Below are 16,417 nucleotides of genomic sequence, written 5' to 3'. Positions count from 1 at the left end.
TTATTGATGACAGATAAGCATGAACCAGACGTACTTGACGAGGTGATAGAAGAAGTACACGACGTGGTATCTGACTTCTTACATCGCGAAGCTGCCCCAGGTATTCTTTTAATGGCGGCTACCATTTTGGCACTTATTATCGCCAATTCTCCCCTAGATTCGCTGTACGATCGCTTAATCAGTATGCCCGTACAGATTTCTGCAGGCACGTGGGCGATAGACAAACCGCTTTTGCTTTGGATTAACGACGGTTTAATGGCCGTGTTCTTTTTCCATGTTGGTCTTGAGCTTAAACGAGAAGTCTGTGAAGGAGAGCTGGCAAACCCTAAAGACATTATCTTACCTGCAGCAGGTGCTGTTGGCGGCATGGCATTACCGGCCATAATTTACGTGGGTATAAACTGGGACAACCCGGTCGCTATTGCTGGCTGGGCCATTCCTGCGGCTACCGACATAGCCTTTGCCTTAGGTATTCTGGCGTTACTGGGAAGTCGCGTTCCCACTAGTTTGAAAGTATTCTTAGTGACGCTAGCCATTATTGATGACATAGGCGCTATAGTCATCATCGCGCTGTTTTACACCGACAACATCACCGCTGGCGCGCTTTACATTGCTGCGGGCTGCTTAATACTGCTGTGGCAAATGAATAAACGCAATGTGGTTGATATACCGCCTTATGTTTTAGTTGGCATTGTTTTATGGGTAGCCATGCTTAAGTCTGGTGTGCACGCAACACTTGCAGGCGTAGTGCTAGCTGGCTTCATTCCCATGCGCGATGAAAAAGATGAATCTTACTCTCCTGTCACCCGATTAGAGCACGGCTTAAATGGCTCTGTTAGCTTTGCAATTTTGCCCATATTTGCTTTTGCCAATGCAGGAATTAGCTTTGGAAATATTAGTCCAGAAGGTATTTTTCACCCGGTTACTTTCGGCATCTTTCTCGGCCTTGTGGTAGGTAAACAAATTGGGGTATTCGGATTTTGCTATTTAATGGTGAAGTTAAAGTTGGCGAAGCTACCTAGCGATCTTAATTTCAAGCACATTTATGGCTGTGCGCTACTTTGTGGCGTGGGCTTCACCATGAGCTTATTTATTGGCGGGCTAGCATTTGAACAAACGGGAATAAATCAAATTTTCGATGAACGTGTAGGTATCTTAGCTGGCTCGCTGGCCTCCGCGTGTTTAGGTTATGTCGTACTTCGACTTATAAGCGAAGCGCCTAGCGATGATAACAAGGTTGCAACTAACGCCAGTAAGTTCACTGGTAATACTGTCAAATAGACTTGATGTACCAATACGCTTTCTGAACGAAAAATGCCTGCGACTAAGCAGGCATTTTTAAGTTTTGCTACTTCAATAGTACTGTTGCTTACGAAACACTAATGCCCGCTAAAATTAGCGAAAAATAGCCCTACTCGTGCTCTGACAGGCTAGCTTGGTTTAGTGTTGAGCCATGTAGTCAAGCGTAAAGTTTGTAAGTAGCTTCACGCCCAATTTCATGCCTTTGTCATCGACATAGAACTCTGGTGTGTGGTGAGCAGGACTATCTTCTTCAGACACATCAAGTGGCTTGCCGCCCACCCAAACATATAAGCCCGGAATCTGCTCTTGGAAGAACGAAAAGTCTTCGGCTCCTGTAACCGGTTTAGAAAGCAATGTGTTCTCAACGCCAGCGGTTCGCTGCATAGTGGGCAACATAGCCTTGGTTAGCGCTGGGTCGTTGTATGTAATGGGGTAGTAGTAATCTAGAGGTAAAGTAAGCTCGGCTTGCGCCCCCATACTCTCTGCAATGGCTTTCACTTTTCGAGGGAGTGACTCGTAAATATGTTCGCGTGCCGCTTTGTTAAGCGTACGAATTGTTCCCACCATTTCGACTTCACTCGGAATGATGTTAGAGCGATTACCGCCATGGATTGAGCCAATAGACACCACTGCTGCGTCGTCAATCAGCTTTAATTCACGACTGACGATAGTTTGAATAGACATGATCATTTGCGCAGCGGTTACCACCGGATCCACGCTTTTCCACGGATACGCGCCGTGGGCTTGTTTGCCGTGAATTACTATTTTGAACGGGTCGACGGCAGCCATGGTGCCACCGGCGTTGTAGCGCACCTTGCCAATATCTGTGTTGGCATTAATGTGTAAACCAAAAATAGCATCAACATCAGGGTTCTTCAGCACGCCCTCGGCAACCATAACTTCAGCGCCGCCTTTTTCACCAGCGGGCGCCCCCTCTTCTGCGGGTTGGAAGATAAACTTGACCTTACCTTTCAGCTCGCTTTTTATTTCTGTGAGAATTTTCGCCGCGCCCATTAACATAGCCATATGCGTATCGTGCCCACATGCGTGCATTACAGGCACTTCGTTGCCATTGTACTCGCCCATTTGTGTTGAGCGATACGGCAAATCGTTTTGCTCTTTAACTGGAAGACCGTCCATATCGGCCCGCAACGCAACAACAGGGCCTGGTTTGCCAGAATCTAAGATAGCGACCACACCGGTTTTAGCCACACCCGTTTGCACCTCTAAACCCAAACCATTGAGGTATTCAGCAATATATTCAGCAGTTTTGAACTCGCGATTAGACAGTTCAGGAAACTCATGAAAGTGGTGACGCCACTTAATCACATCAGGTTCCACTTTATTCGCCATTTCATCAACGTTAATTTGAGCAGCATTAGCAGCAGACACACAGGCCAGCCCAGCAAATGCAAGTGACAGCAATTTCCGGTTCATCGCTATTATTTCCTTTTGTGTTTTTAACCACTGTAAATCATCTTTGTAAAGAACACACCACTGAACTGACGATTGCTGAAATTAATGCATCAAATAGTGTGGTTAAAGACTGTTGAGTGTTGCTGTATGATTTCACTGCGGTGAATGGGCTATTGGGCAAGTCACATGATTGTGGTTCGAGTAAGCCCGAATAAAAGTCGTCAACAAAAAAGGCGCCCATGGGCGCCTTCTCATCATTTACTTATTTATTAGCGAGCTTTTCTTAGCTTTTTTGTCTACGCATGGCGTCGAAGAACTCGTCGTTCGTCTTCGTCATCGATAGCTTGCTGATAAGGAATTCCATCGCGTCAATTTCTGACATCTCGTGAACGATTTTACGAAGGATCCACATTTTTTGTAGTTCGTCTTGCGCAGTAAGTAGCTCTTCACGACGGGTACCTGAACGGTTGAAGTCGATAGCTGGGAATACACGTTTTTCTGCAATTTTGCGATTAAGGTGCAGTTCCATGTTACCTGTACCTTTGAACTCTTCGTAGATAACTTCATCCATTTTAGAGCCGGTATCAATAAGCGCAGTTGCAATAATGGTTAAGCTACCACCTTCTTCAACATTACGCGCAGCACCGAAGAAACGCTTAGGCTTATGCAGTGCGTTAGCATCTACACCACCAGTAAGGACTTTACCTGATGATGGGATAACCGTGTTGTACGCACGAGCTAAACGGGTAATTGAATCAAGTAAGATAACCACATCTTTTTTGTGCTCTACAAGACGCTTAGCTTTCTCGATCACCATTTCAGCAACCTGAACGTGGCGGCTAGCTGGCTCATCGAACGTTGATGCAACCACTTCGCCTTGTACAAGACGGTGCATCTCGGTTACTTCCTCTGGGCGCTCGTCGATTAGCAATACCATTAACTCACACTCTGGGTGGTTAGCAGCAATTGACTGAGCAATATTTTGAAGAAGCAGTGTTTTACCCGCTTTAGGCGGTGCAACGATTAGACCACGCTGGCCTTTACCGATTGGAGACGCTAGGTCTAAAACACGTGCTGTAATATCTTCTGTCGAACCATTACCACGCTCCATACGCAAACGATCTGCTGCGTGAAGTGGTGTAAGGTTTTCGAAAAGGATTTTGTTACGTGAATTTTCAGGCTTGTCGAAGTTAACTTCGCGGATTTTTAGCAGGGCAAAATAACGTTCGCTGTCTTTTGGTGGGCGAATCTTCCCGGCAATCGTATCGCCTGTACGCAGGTTAAAGCGTCGTATTTGGCTTGGCGATACGTAAATATCGTCTGGTCCTGCAAGATACGAAGAATCAGCTGAGCGTAAGAAGCCGAAACCGTCCTGTAAAATTTCTAATACCCCGTCCCCAAAAATGTCTTCACCGCTTTTTGCGTGAGTTTTAAGGATAGAGAAAATGATGTCTTGTTTTCTGGCGCGTGCCATGTTTTCCAGGCCCATTTCCTCGGCCAGGGCAACCAACTCGCTAATTGGTTTGTTCTTTAATTCAGTTAAATTCATACTGGTGGGTCTTTGTGCTTGAACTTCGCTTACAGGACTTAATGTCACTCTGTTCTCGTTTAGATTTGGTATCACCCGGATATGGGCGTAAGCAGAATGCTGCTCGGATGAGCGCTGAAGAAAAGTTAGCACTATATTTAATCAACGTCCAGCGTTTTACCGTTGAAATATTAAATTATTTGCTATTTGCTTTTCTGATTAGATGCGTGAGTGCCTGTGTTAAAAACAAAAACCGGCGCCTTATTAGCACCGGTTTTAAGATTGCTACTAATTAAAGATTTTCGTTTAGAAACTCTGTTAATTGAGCTTTTGATAGCGCGCCAACTTTAGTTGCAGCAACGTTACCGTTTTTGAAAAGAAGCAATGTAGGAATACCACGAATACCATATTTAGGTGGAGTTTCGTTATTTTCATCGACATTCAACTTGCCAACTGTTAACTTGCCATCAAACTCGGTCGCAACTTCTTCCAAGATTGGTGCGATCATTTTACACGGGCCACACCATTCGGCCCAGAAGTCAACCAGTACAGGACCTTCAGCATTGATAACATCTGCTTCGAATTTATCGTCAGATAACTGGATAATTTTGTCGCTCATTCTTTTCTCCATTATTGGTCTGTCGCTGATTTGTCTCAGCCCGACCATAAGTGTTATATAGAAACTGTTTTTTAATGCAAGCACTGATAAGCTATAAGCTATGCCTACTCACTTAACTGATACTCACTTTTCCGACCTGCCGATTAACGGCAAGGTTGTTGACGCCTTGACGGCAGCTAATTTTTCACATTGTACACCAATTCAAGCACTTGCACTGCCTCCATTATTGGAAGGTCACGACATTGCAGGTCAGGCCCAAACCGGAACCGGTAAAACCATTGCTTTTTTGGTGGCTACATTTCACTATTTGCTAAGCAAAGCAGAAAATGCAGATAACAGCAAATCAAATGGCCCGCGCGCAATTATTATGGCGCCAACCAGAGAGCTAGCCGTTCAAATTTATAACGACGCCAAACTGCTCAGTGAGCATACTGGATTGTCGCTTGGTTTGATTTATGGGGGCGAAGGTTACCAAAGTCAACGTGAAACTTTGGAAGAAGGGGTAGATATAATAATTGGTACGACAGGACGCATTCTGGATTACTACAAACAGAACGTGTTTACCCTGAAAAATATTCAGGTAGCCGTACTCGATGAAGCCGACCGCATGTTCGATTTAGGCTTTATCAAAGATATCCGCTTCTTATTCCGTCGCATGCCTCCTGCAAGCGAACGTTTGAGCATGTTGTTCTCTGCTACGCTTAGTTATCGCGTGCAAGAGTTAGCATACGAACACATGAACAACCCTACTCACGTGCAGGTAGCGCCAGAGCAAACTACTGCAACGCGCGTAACTCAGGAGCTACTCTACCCATCTGACGATGACAAGATGCTGCTTCTTCTTACACTGCTTGAAGAAGAGTGGCCAGACAAAGCGATTGTTTTTGCCAACACCAAGAACAGCTGCGAGCGGGTTACCGATTGGCTAACTGCCGATGGTCATCGTGTTGGCTTGCTGAGCGGTGATGTGCCGCAGAAGAAGCGCTTGGGAATATTGGAAGATTTCACCAAGGGTAATCTAGATATTTTGGTCGCAACTGATGTTGCAGCACGCGGCCTTCATATTGATGCGGTAACCCACGTATTTAATTACGATCTGCCTGACGATGCCGAAGACTATGTTCACCGCATAGGTCGAACAGGCCGTGCCGGTCAAAGTGGTGTGGCAATTAGTTTCGCATGTGAAAAATACGCACTAAACTTACCTGCAATAGAGCAGTACATTCAAAAGGCAATTCCGGTTACCGATTACGACAGAACCGCACTGCTTGACGATGTAACACCGCCTAAGCCACGCAGAAGGCGCGCGCCGAACAACCGTAACACATCACGTCGTGGAAACGGTAGAGGCCGCGGAAAGCCCCAGCAACGCAACAACAGAGCGCAATAACACGGCGTAAAGGTAGTTAATAAGAATCGAGATTTTATGCAGGCAGAACTCCAGCACAACGCACAAACCTACGGCGAGTATTACGCCGCCGTAGACTTAGGCTCAAACAGCTTTCACATGGTGATTGTTCACGTTGTTAATGGCAGTGTGCAAATAATAGGGAAAATTAAACAAAAAGTGCGGCTGGCGGCAGGATTAGACGACAATCTATCGCTTGATGACGTAAGCATGGAACGCGGCTGGCAGTGTCTGCAAGTATTCTCGGAACGCCTGCAAGATATCCCTCCTTCGAATATCAAAATAGTTGCTACCGCTACCTTAAGGCTAGCAACCAATGCGCATGTATTTATTCGCAAAGCGGAAGAGATTCTCAATCACAAGCTTGAAGTGATCAGTGGTGAGGAAGAAGCACGTCAGATTTATCTTGGTGTAGCTTACACATCTGCAAATCAAGGCAATAGCTTGGTGATTGATATTGGCGGTGCCAGTACAGAAATTATTATTGGCAACGACATGCAGCCTATTCATTTAAAAAGTTTAGATATGGGCTGTGTTACGTTTATGGAGCGCTATTTCACTGGTGGCGTGATTAGCGAAGAGAGTTTCGAGAGCGCCAAACAAGCAGCACATGCACTTATTGCTGATGTGTCGAGTGCGTTCTTGTGCTTCGACTGGGAAAACTGCTTAGGCGCATCTGGCACGCCACAAGCAATTACCGAAATTCTCGTAGCACAAGGCATCAGCGATGCCATTCGATTAGACTATTTGTATCACTTAGAAAAACAGTGTATTGACTGTGGTGACATTAAGACCCTGGACATTGATGGGCTGGAAGAAAATAGGAAAGCTATCTTCCCCTCTGGTTTAGCCATACTAATCAGTTTATTTGAAGCGCTAGACATACAGCATATGAATATTTCAGGTGGTGCGCTTCGCGAAGGCCTTATTTACGGCATGTTAGACAATGTCACCGATAATGACAGACGCCAGCAGACGTTAAATCAAGCAAAACATCGCTATCACATAGACTCTAGCCATGCTAATTCGGTTAGACACGTTGCGTTGACAATGTGCCATCAATTATGCGCACAGCAAAACATTTGTCACCTAGATACAGAGACTATTTTAGGTGCAGCAGCACAGCTTCATGAAATTGGCCTTCACATTGAATATAAGCGCCATCATGAGCATGGTGAATATATTCTAAGCCACATAGACTTACCTGGTTTTACCCGCCTCCAGCGCGCAGCGATTCGCGACTTAGTCGCTCAACATAGGCTAACTATTAAAGCCGGCGCTTTTGAAAAATACCATGAAGACTATCGGCCAATGCTTAAGGGGCTACTGCGTATATTACGTATTGCAGTGGTGCTTTGTCTTCGCCGCCAAAACAAGCACATTCCAGAAGTCACCTTGAAATGTGAAGATAGTAAGTGGACACTTACTTTCCCTGAAGGCTGGCTTAAAGCTCACCCTTTAATTAATGCAGAGCTGGCGAATGAATGTTGGCTTCAGCATAAAGCGGGTTGCGAGCTAGTTTGTAAGTAGTTACTCACTCATTCGAGCTAGAGTTAAAAAAGCCGTGCATTGCACGGCTTTTTAATTCTTTCGCCCCACCCTAATTTTCATCCGCGCTTTAGAGCTTATTATGCAAGAGGTGGCAAGTAAAAGCGGCTTAATTACTACTTTGTTTTGCTATCAGCTCAGCCGCTTTAGGTGCAAAGTACGTTAAAATTCCGTCTGCACCAGCGCGTTTAAAGGCAAGTAATGACTCTAAAATTACCGCCTCTTCATTCAGCCAACCGTTGGCGAAGGCGGCTTGATGCATAGCATATTCACCGCTTACTTGGTAAGCGAATGTTGGCACTTTGAATTCATCTTTGCAGCGGCGGACTACATCTAAATAGGGCATGCCCGGCTTAACCATTACCATGTCTGCACCTTCTTCAATATCAAGGGCAATCTCATGTAATGCCTCGTCGGTATTTGCAGGGTCCATTTGATAGGTTTTCTTGTTGCCACCTTTAATGTTCGCTGCTGAACCGACCGCATCGCGAAATGGACCATAGTAAGACGATGCATATTTCGCAGAGTAAGCCATAATACATGTATTAATGTGACCGGCCTCTTCAAGTGCTTTTCGAATGCTGCCTATGCGGCCGTCCATCATGTCTGACGGTGCAACAATGTCAGCACCGGCTTCAGCGTGTGACAGTGCTTGTTTGATTAGTACCTCGACCGTTTCATCGTTCATCACATAGCCACTGTCATCAAGTAGGCCATCTTGACCATGAGATGTGAATGGGTCTAATGCTATGTCAGACATCAACATTACTTCAGGAAATGCTTTTTTAAGCGCTTTCATGGCTTGCTGAGCCAGCCCGTCGGGGTTAAATGCTTCGCTAGCACACTCGGTTTTAAGGTCCATTGGCGTTACGGGGAAAAGTGCAATAGTTCGAATACCTAGTTCGACCCACTTTGCCGCCTCTTGAACTAACAAATCAATAGAGAGCCTTTCTACACCAGGCATTGAAGGCACAGCCTCTCGCGCGTTATTACCTGGCAACACGAATACAGGGTAAATGAGATCATCGGTAGTTAAACGGTGCTCTGCCACAAGCCCTCTTAGAGCATCTTTAGCGCGTAAACGTCGCATTCGTCGATGAGGGAAAGGTGAAGATGTCATAGTTTTTCCTGTAAGTGTTTGTGTATTACTGTGTTGCGGCCCGCTGCCTTCGCTTCATAAAGGCATTCATCGGCAAACTTAAATAATGCTTGCGCGTGCTCTTCGTCCTCGATAATGGTCGTAGAGACGCCCGCACTCGCGCTAAGATTAATGGTTTCACCCTCATAATCAAGTGGCGATGACGCCAGGCTATTTCGCATGTTTTCGGCCACGTGGTATGCGCCGTTTAAGTCGGTATTAGGCAATATAATGGCAAATTCTTCACCACCTATGCGACACAAGTCATCAGTGGGTCGATGAAGGTGTTTTTGAAAGACATTAGTTACGTGAATTAGGCAGGCGTCACCGCCATCATGGCCGTATTTGTCGTTGATTTGCTTGAAATGATCCACATCAACGATGATAAGCGACAGTGGCGTTTGCTCTCGGCGACTGCGTCGCCCTTCTGAACGTAAACGCTTCGTGAAATGTCTGCGGTTGTGCGCACCCGTGAGAGGGTCAATGGCATTCAGCCGTTCTAGCTCTTGGTTAACTTCTGAAAGCTCGCGCAGGGTAATTTCAAGCTCAAGCGTTCTCTCCTCAACTTTATATTCCAAATCGTCTTGATAGCGTTTTTGAACATCGAGTAAGTTCTCTTTCGCGGTATTTGCCTGCTTTTCTTGCTCTAGCGCAAATTGCTGCGCCTCTATCAGATCGTCACGGCTGTGGCTGTAATGAATCGCAAGTATAAGTGCCAAGATAAGGGTTTCTACAGCCCCCCCAATAATGAGCAAATTGTTCGATGAAATAGGTAGCTGAATAATGTTCACGTTGTCTAAACTTGCACTTAATGCGCTAACTAATAAGAAGCCCCACGCAATTGTGAAATATCGAGCGACAACCACTCCTTTAAGCGCTAACCAAATGCCCATCCCTAAAATGTACACTACAATTAAACTTAGCATTAAGAGAAACGCTTTTATCATAAAGGGGTAAGGTAGAATTAAACCGGCAACTATGCTGAGGACACACATCCAACTTATACCCAGCGTTGCTTTGTCTAGCTTTTCACTGTGGGCTTTGATAGGCAAAAGGCTGCGCGTAAATAGCGCTGCAAACATAATGGTAGCATTAGAAAAAACGATGATGGACTTATTCTGAAACCAGATGCTTTGAGGCCATAAATACGCATATCCGTATCCGTGAAGGGTAACTAATACAAGCGCTAAACTTGTTACGTAACCTGAGTAATGCAAAAACGACACATTGCTTGTTGTAACAGTTAAAAAGGCATTACTCACACCCATCGCAACCAAAATACCAAAGAAAATGCCTAGCGCTAAATTCCGGCTTGAGGTGTAAGCGATAAATTCTGTTTCATTCCAAATGCGAATAGGTAGACGGATATTACCGGAGGTCTGAACCCTAATGATCACGCGTTGTGATTGAGCACTTGAAGGCAATGGAAATAATGGTTTTACATGAGAAATGGGTCTTTCATCAAAGCGTTGTTCATCGCCTCCAAAGTAAGACACAATAGGTGTGCTACCTATCTGGCTGTAAACAGCCACATCCAAGTTGTCTAATAACGGGTAGTCGATATGGAGTAAAAAGCGCCCCTCATTACTTTGTGTGGGATCAATGACCATCGAAAACCAATACACATCGGTATCAATTCCCAAATTAATTGGCGATGAAATAGAAGACCATTCATTTAGCGGTTTTTGAACTATATTATTAAAATCCAGTGTGCCGCCTTCCCCTTCATTAAAGTAGAAAAGTTGTGAAAATCTTGGTGAACTTTGTGTAGTGGGCGATAGATTTAGCAGTACAAACATAAACGCAACAACTGCCACCACCGTAATTAGGATAAGACCCGCATCGTAATTGCGCATCGCTTTCAAACTTGTCTGCATATATACCTATGTTGGGCTAAGAAAAAATAGCTCGCAGCTATTAGCATAACTGCTCATACACAATTTATCAGTCTCTACTTGCAGATATTCGCCTAATTGATTAGCGATGTGAGGCAGAAATGCAGGTTCGTTATTACGTTTCCTGGGGCGAAGCGTTTTTGGAAATAGGTATGGCGCATCAGTTTCTAAAACAAGGCGGTTCAGGGGAATATGCTTTACGGCATCTCTTAAGTCTTCGCCGCGTTTTTCGTCGCATACCCAGCCTGTAATGCCAATATAAAGCCCTAACGACAAGTATTGTTTTACCTGTTCAGAATTACCGGTAAAGCAATGCGCAATCCCACCTTTCAAACGAGGCATATATTGCGTTAACAATGCTACTTGCTCGTCAAAAGCATCTCGTTCATGCAGATAAACCGGCAGATTTATAGAGGCAGCTATCTCTAGCTGAGCTTCAAACACCGCTAGCTGGACTGATTGAGGGGAAAAGTTGCGATTAAAATCCAGGCCGCATTCTCCAACGGCAACACAGCCTTCTTGCTGAGCAAGCTCACGTAAGCGCGCGTAGTCTTCAGCGTTGACGTCTTTAGCATTGTGCGGATGAACGCCAATGGTATAACAGCATTGCGTAGGGTATTTGCTATATAAAGCAAAGGCCGCATCCCACTCATTTGGATGAGTAGTAATAATGCATAGCTTGTCTACCCCTGCCTCGCTAGCACGACGAATAACTTCGTCGGCGTCAAAGCGCTTGTCCAGCAAGTTGACGCCAGCATCAAAATAGCGCATTTATTTAATGCGTTTTACTTTAATACGCTTGTTCAAGCCTTCAACGCTTAGGAAGAATGAGCCCAAAAAGCCACGCTCCACAGTTACGCTTTGGCCTTCTTCAAGCTTTATGTAATTACCGTCGGTTTGTTGCCAAACTGAGTCATCACTGAAACTAATAACGTACTTGTCGCGAAGGTTCTTCTTAATTGAAGTGATGGTTAAGGCAATTTCAGAAACCTCTTTTTTATTTCGCTTGTTCTCTAAACCGAATTCATTTACCGGTTTCGCTGCTGGAGCAGGTTGTGGCGAGACTTGCGACTGTGCATTTGCATCTGTTCTAACTTGTGCGCTGCTGCCTGGCTTATAAGCTTTCATCTGGCTTAGCTGCTCATTCAAGCCATCGTACTGATTTAACGACTTTGCCACGCCATCATAGCAAATTAAGCGCTTTAGGCTGTCCTCAGTCTTGCGGCATTTCTCAACCGCTTCACCCAGCGTTTCTGCTTGAGCACTAAATGCTCCCAGTGCGCACATTAAAGTGGCAATAGAAAGTTGTCGAGTTTTCATTTTTATCCCTTTCCTTTTTAGAATTCTATGTTTTATCGGGCGTCTGTGATGAGGGCTCGTCTTTTGGCGCTCTGCCAGCGTAAAACCCACCAACAATAACCCCAACTTCAAAGAGTAACCACATTGGAATAGCTAATAGTGTTTGCGAAATGACGTCTGGCGGCGTCAATAACATGCCCACCACGAAGGCACCAACCACGACATACGGTCGCTTTGCACGCAAAGACTTGGCGTCGGTCACTCCAGTCCAGCACATCAAAATAATTGCAATAGGTATCTCAAACGACACACCAAATGCGAAAAACAGCTTCAACACAAAATTTAAGTAGCTGGAAATATCTGTACTTACGGTCACGCCTTCAGGCGCTACGCTGGTAAAAAACGCAAATGCGATAGGGAACACTACGAAATACGCAAAGGCCATACCGGCATAAAACAATAGCGTGCTGGAAAGCAACAAAGGTGCAACCAGCCTCTTTTCGTTCCGGTACAAACCTGGCGCTACGAAGCCCCACACTTGATACAAGACATACGGAATAGCGACAAAAAATGAGAGAACTAACGTAAGTTTGAAGGGAGCAAAAAAGGGTGACGCTACGTCAGTTGCTATCATGCTTGCGTTTTCAGGCAAGGCTTCAAGCAGAGGCATTGCTAATAGTCTATATAAGTCTTGGGCAAATGCGGCCAAACATATAAACACAATAAGCACACTTAGAAGGGCCTTGAGAATACGGCTACGCAGTTCTATTAAATGAGAAATAAGGTTGTTAGCGTCAGACATCTATTGCTTTTTATAAGGTTCTTGAACCGACTCTGCAGCTTTTTTTAGCTCATCGACGCTTTGTTCAAGTTCAGGTGAAAGATCTTTAAGCCCTTGTTGCTCAGCTTTTTTCAAGTTTTCATGCAATTCATGCACGCGCAACTGATGCTCAACTTCCTGCTTAAAGCCCGTTGCTACATTTCGTACACTGCGAATTGTATTAATGGTAGAGCGCATGGCACCTGGCAGTCTCTCTGGCCCCAAAATAAGAAGGGCCAAAACACCGATAACCAATAGCTCCCAAAAGCCAATATCGAACATTAGGATTTTTCTTTAACGTCGCTCTGCGTCTTTGTTGAAACAGGTTCTGCTGATGACTTTTCTTCTACCTGCTTCTTTTGGTCAAAGTCGGCATCTTTTTCTTCTTCACTAACGGCTTTTTTGAAACCCTTAATGGCACCACCTAAATCTGTACCAATACCTTTAAGTCGCTTTGTACCGAATAAAAGCACTACGATAACCAGTATAATCAGCAACTGCCAAATACTAATACCACCCATAAAAATAATCTCCCTAACATCGTTAAGTACAGTATGCCATTGCCTGCTGATGCTTTCACCTGAATATTTACTTCAATGAATAAACATTGACGTTTTGATAATGACACTCCATGCTCTGTAAATACCAAGCTAAGATAAATATCTACTTTAACTATGCCATTTCAAACAAGGAGTTAGTGAGTAATGCTATGCCTTACTGTGGCATTTTGCCATTTACTACTCACCGCTCCAATTGCCCCTTCTGAGGTTGAAAGCACGGTGAACGCTACTGTAGGTGCGACCAATAGTAGCACGGCTTACGGCGATATTCTGCGACCAGAAAACACCAACTCAACCAATCAAAATCCAGTCGATAAAGGTGCGCCGGCTTCAAGAGAAACAGAGCAGAGTGAACAGTGGTTCGATGTTTGGCAGCGCAGTTTTACTGACACTATGGACTTTACCGTAAAACGCCTTGATGGACTGTTTGAAAGTGAAACAAATGTCTATTCCACAGACTCTAAACAAGCCAAGGCTGAGGGCCGAATTCAGCTTGCTTGGGAGCCTAGAAGAGGCATGCTTACCGACACCGATGTGCGCTTTCGCGTACGAGTTCGGCTTCCTGCACTAAAAGAACGGGTAGACTTGTTGCTGAGCGACAATGAAGACGAAAGCCAAGACAGCACAATACGCGCTGCCCGTGATACGGGTAACAACGACCGTGACAGGACAACAATTGCGCTGCGCTTTCGCCCCGAACAAGACTCACACTACTCGTTGAGAGTGGGTGCAGGACGACGGGATCAACTTTATGCCATGGCAAGGTATAGAGATGCTCACGCCTTCTCAAAACATTGGGCTATGCTTTACGATGCCGAACTGTATTACTACACACGCGACCGATTAGGTGCAGAAGTCGGCATTGCAGTGCAATATGAGATAAGCACAAACCATATAGCAAGGCAAAACAATCGTTTTTACTTCCGTGACGACACTAATGATTGGCTCTGGCGTCATGAAGTGCATCACTTGTATTCGGTAGATGAGCACAACGCAATAATCCCTCACTTTATGGTAGAAGGGCTTAGTCAACCTAACTATCGCGTAGAAGAGGTTTACACCGGCGTTAGATGGCGCAGCAATACGCTGCGCGATTGGTTGTTCTTTGAGGTCGAACCGTTTGTGCTGTGGCTTCGCAATGAAGACTTTAAAGCATCTTGCGGTGTAGCCCTTCGTGTTGAAGCTTATTACGGCAAAGATACGTGAAAAAGTTAGTCGTAGACAACAAACGGAACATAGCTATAAGCACAATAGCGCAGTTTGTTAAAATGAGACTCTTCTGAGGGTTGTAACACGTGTAAATTTCCCTCGTGCTGCCACCGAATCATGTCTTTTGAACGACAAAGGTTGCCCGATTCAAAGCGCCACTTGCCTTTATCATCACGTTTAAAAGTTGACGGCTTTTGCAAGGGTTCTAACGAGAGACTAAGTTTACCTAGATTAATCTGTCCTGATGTATGAGCAGGTAAGTAGCTTGCTTCACCAGCAATAACACGCTTTGGACCAGCAGTGGAATGTGAGATGTCTTCCTTTCCTTTGCTCATATCAACAATAAATACACCGCCTTTGCCTAACACTGAAAAAGAGACGTTTTCAAACGGCGCTTTGGCGTCGACGATTAACGCTGTAGTTTCATCGACGCCGAAACCAAATAATTGACCGCTAGATGCTGTGGCAGCAATTAAACGCACCTCGCGATCGCGTTCAGAGAAGTGAGTATCAAGTAATCCAAAATTGAAAAGGCCCAAACCACCGTCAGGGTTTATCGTCATGGCCCCATCAATGAGTCGGTGATCGCATTGAGCGTCGTCCTCGCAACGTTGTGATGTTGGGTTTACGCCATATACACCACTCGATAAAACCCCCTCGGAACTACCACTCGTCAACATAGGCACAGGTCGATGGTTATTGTATCCACCAGCCTGCACCGCTGTTCCTGCACTGGTTCCCCCAACTACAATCTGATCGTCTCGCCACAGCTTACGAAGGGTTATAAGAAAGTCGCTAGGTTTTCCTGTTGGTGTACTTAATGCTGCTAGGGTTTTACTTTGGTCTCCTCCATTAAAGAATAGGCCGTCTAGGGTAGACAGCGTATCTTTGGCCAACTGGTTATCTTCACACCACAAACGTTGTTTGCTCGTGCGCTCAGGGTATAACCTTTCTTTATCAAATAGCGCATGTTGCGCTCTAAAAAACGCCAGGTTGTTACAGCCTTTGCCTTCCAAGCTTTCAACATAAACGGCCTGTTGAAACGCGGGAGTTAACGGTATCCAAATTACGTCAACGTTGGGTCGCTGAAAAACGCCAGTGTAAAAGTCTATGGCTTCAAATGGGTCACGAGACGATGCCGTGACAATTCCGATAGTGGTTCGAGTGGCGGTTTCAGCGCTATCCTTTTCTGCACGTTTAGCTTGCCGCTTCGCATGCGCTGCTTCAATAAATGCGGTGTAGATATCTACTGACGCCCTAGCTTTCGTATTTGCTAGCGATACTTGCTCTTGCAATCGGTTGCCTTCTTCATCTAGTTGCTGCGACTCTAGCGCGTCTAACAAGATGAAGTAATCAGTATCAGAAAAAGCACGAATACCGCTGTTTGAGAACCCAGCATCATTAAGGGCATCTAATAGCGCATTTTTTGTATATAGCCGCCCACCCCCAGATGAATTTATATTCACTAATTTTGAATACAAAGAATCATTACTTTGTGAGTATTTGTTCGCCAACTCTTGATATCTACGCAGTGACTGCTGATTTATTTCGTACAAAATGTCTGCTTTTCCCGACGTAAACTGTAACGATGAACTGCAGTTTTTCGTTGACATACTCGAACATGTCTTCAATGCACCTCCCGCCAAAACAAGGTTAGGCGACGAGAAACAAAACA

The 16,417-nt window shown here is 45.1% G+C and carries 15 protein-coding genes; 4 read left to right on the top strand and 11 right to left on the bottom strand.

Features of this window, described 5'->3' with window-relative positions:
- Positions 1-6 precede the first annotated feature (6 nt).
- Complete coding sequence (gene nhaA / locus ACHUFN_RS14290; protein WP_394223102.1) at positions 7-1,281, top strand: Na+/H+ antiporter NhaA; 1,275 nt, start codon at positions 7-9, stop codon at positions 1,279-1,281.
- 159 nt (positions 1,282-1,440) lie between these two features.
- Here nhaA and ACHUFN_RS14285 read toward each other — a convergent pair whose 3' ends face one another.
- The 3 genes from ACHUFN_RS14285 to trxA all read right to left on the bottom strand — a co-directional run bounded on the left by ACHUFN_RS14285 (position 1,441) and on the right by trxA (position 4,865).
- Positions 1,441-2,739 (bottom strand): amidohydrolase, encoded by a 1,299-nt coding sequence (locus ACHUFN_RS14285; protein WP_394223101.1) that lies wholly within the window; start codon positions 2,737-2,739, stop codon positions 1,441-1,443.
- A gap of 262 nt (positions 2,740-3,001) precedes the next feature.
- On the bottom strand, positions 3,002-4,267 hold the full coding sequence (gene rho / locus ACHUFN_RS14280; protein ID WP_014997165.1) for a transcription termination factor Rho: 1,266 nt from the start codon (positions 4,265-4,267) through the stop codon (positions 3,002-3,004).
- A 271-nt stretch (positions 4,268-4,538) separates the two neighbouring features.
- On the bottom strand, positions 4,539-4,865 hold the full coding sequence (trxA, locus tag ACHUFN_RS14275) for a thioredoxin TrxA (RefSeq protein WP_012517074.1): 327 nt from the start codon (positions 4,863-4,865) through the stop codon (positions 4,539-4,541).
- A gap of 100 nt (positions 4,866-4,965) precedes the next feature.
- Here trxA and rhlB point away from each other — a divergent pair, with 100 nt between their 5' ends.
- Positions 4,966-6,255, top strand: a complete 1,290-nt coding sequence (gene rhlB, locus ACHUFN_RS14270; protein ID WP_394223100.1) for an ATP-dependent RNA helicase RhlB — start codon at positions 4,966-4,968, stop codon at positions 6,253-6,255.
- 36 nt (positions 6,256-6,291) lie between these two features.
- On the top strand, positions 6,292-7,803 hold the full coding sequence (locus ACHUFN_RS14265) for a Ppx/GppA phosphatase family protein (protein ID WP_394223099.1): 1,512 nt from the start codon (positions 6,292-6,294) through the stop codon (positions 7,801-7,803).
- 127 nt (positions 7,804-7,930) lie between these two features.
- On the opposite strand, the gene hemB is transcribed toward ACHUFN_RS14265, so the two are convergent.
- From hemB to tatA, 7 genes are read right to left on the bottom strand one after another with little or no spacing between them, the layout of a single operon-like run.
- Positions 7,931-8,941 (bottom strand): porphobilinogen synthase, encoded by a 1,011-nt coding sequence (gene hemB / locus ACHUFN_RS14260; protein WP_394223098.1) that lies wholly within the window; start codon positions 8,939-8,941, stop codon positions 7,931-7,933.
- On the bottom strand, positions 8,938-10,836 hold the full coding sequence (locus ACHUFN_RS14255) for a sensor domain-containing diguanylate cyclase (protein WP_394223097.1): 1,899 nt from the start codon (positions 10,834-10,836) through the stop codon (positions 8,938-8,940). Before ACHUFN_RS14255 ends, hemB begins: the two co-directional genes overlap by 4 nt.
- 6 nt (positions 10,837-10,842) lie before the next feature.
- Positions 10,843-11,625, bottom strand: coding sequence for a TatD family hydrolase (locus ACHUFN_RS14250; protein WP_394223096.1), 783 nt, complete (start codon positions 11,623-11,625; stop codon positions 10,843-10,845).
- The gene (locus tag ACHUFN_RS14245; RefSeq protein ID WP_394223095.1) at positions 11,626-12,174 is read right to left on the bottom strand and encodes a hypothetical protein; all 549 of its coding nucleotides are present in this window, start codon (positions 12,172-12,174) and stop codon (positions 11,626-11,628) included.
- Between the two features lie 25 nt (positions 12,175-12,199).
- Positions 12,200-12,955, bottom strand: a complete 756-nt coding sequence (tatC, locus tag ACHUFN_RS14240; protein ID WP_394223094.1) for a twin-arginine translocase subunit TatC — start codon at positions 12,953-12,955, stop codon at positions 12,200-12,202.
- The gene (gene tatB, locus ACHUFN_RS14235; RefSeq protein WP_014948087.1) at positions 12,956-13,255 is read right to left on the bottom strand and encodes a Sec-independent protein translocase protein TatB; all 300 of its coding nucleotides are present in this window, start codon (positions 13,253-13,255) and stop codon (positions 12,956-12,958) included.
- Positions 13,255-13,494 carry a Sec-independent protein translocase subunit TatA gene (gene tatA / locus ACHUFN_RS14230; protein WP_394223093.1) on the bottom strand — a complete coding sequence of 80 codons (240 nt, stop codon included), beginning with the start codon at positions 13,492-13,494 and terminating at the stop codon, positions 13,255-13,257. Before tatA ends, tatB begins: the two co-directional genes overlap by 1 nt.
- 183 nt (positions 13,495-13,677) lie before the next feature.
- Here tatA and ACHUFN_RS14225 point away from each other — a divergent pair, with 183 nt between their 5' ends.
- On the top strand, positions 13,678-14,739 hold the full coding sequence (locus tag ACHUFN_RS14225; protein ID WP_394223092.1) for a hypothetical protein: 1,062 nt from the start codon (positions 13,678-13,680) through the stop codon (positions 14,737-14,739).
- Between the two features lie 5 nt (positions 14,740-14,744).
- On the opposite strand, the gene ACHUFN_RS14220 is transcribed toward ACHUFN_RS14225, so the two are convergent.
- Positions 14,745-16,355, bottom strand: coding sequence for a cyanophycinase (locus ACHUFN_RS14220; protein ID WP_394223091.1), 1,611 nt, complete (start codon positions 16,353-16,355; stop codon positions 14,745-14,747).
- Positions 16,356-16,417 lie beyond the last annotated feature (62 nt).

It is taken from the genome of Alteromonas gracilis (assembly GCF_043642145.1).
Lineage (GTDB): Bacteria > Pseudomonadota > Gammaproteobacteria > Enterobacterales > Alteromonadaceae > Alteromonas > Alteromonas gracilis_B.
This window is presented reverse-complemented; position numbering and strand designations above follow the sequence as displayed.

Coding starts and splice junctions, on each gene's coding strand:
- nhaA (WP_394223102.1), top strand. CDS start 7: ATGACAGATAAGCATGAACCAGACGTACTTGACGAGGTGATAGAAGAA.
- trxA (WP_012517074.1), bottom strand. CDS start 4,865: ATGAGCGACAAAATTATCCAGTTATCTGACGATAAATTCGAAGCAGAT.
- tatB (WP_014948087.1), bottom strand. CDS start 13,255: ATGTTCGATATTGGCTTTTGGGAGCTATTGGTTATCGGTGTTTTGGCC.
- ACHUFN_RS14265 (WP_394223099.1), top strand. CDS start 6,292: ATGCAGGCAGAACTCCAGCACAACGCACAAACCTACGGCGAGTATTAC.
- hemB (WP_394223098.1), bottom strand. CDS start 8,941: ATGACATCTTCACCTTTCCCTCATCGACGAATGCGACGTTTACGCGCT.
- rho (WP_014997165.1), bottom strand. CDS start 4,267: ATGAATTTAACTGAATTAAAGAACAAACCAATTAGCGAGTTGGTTGCC.
- tatA (WP_394223093.1), bottom strand. CDS start 13,494: ATGGGTGGTATTAGTATTTGGCAGTTGCTGATTATACTGGTTATCGTA.
- tatC (WP_394223094.1), bottom strand. CDS start 12,955: ATGTCTGACGCTAACAACCTTATTTCTCATTTAATAGAACTGCGTAGC.
- ACHUFN_RS14245 (WP_394223095.1), bottom strand. CDS start 12,174: ATGAAAACTCGACAACTTTCTATTGCCACTTTAATGTGCGCACTGGGA.
- rhlB (WP_394223100.1), top strand. CDS start 4,966: ATGCCTACTCACTTAACTGATACTCACTTTTCCGACCTGCCGATTAAC.
- ACHUFN_RS14285 (WP_394223101.1), bottom strand. CDS start 2,739: ATGAACCGGAAATTGCTGTCACTTGCATTTGCTGGGCTGGCCTGTGTG.
- ACHUFN_RS14220 (WP_394223091.1), bottom strand. CDS start 16,355: ATGTCAACGAAAAACTGCAGTTCATCGTTACAGTTTACGTCGGGAAAA.
- ACHUFN_RS14225 (WP_394223092.1), top strand. CDS start 13,678: ATGCTATGCCTTACTGTGGCATTTTGCCATTTACTACTCACCGCTCCA.
- ACHUFN_RS14250 (WP_394223096.1), bottom strand. CDS start 11,625: ATGCGCTATTTTGATGCTGGCGTCAACTTGCTGGACAAGCGCTTTGAC.
- ACHUFN_RS14255 (WP_394223097.1), bottom strand. CDS start 10,836: ATGCAGACAAGTTTGAAAGCGATGCGCAATTACGATGCGGGTCTTATC.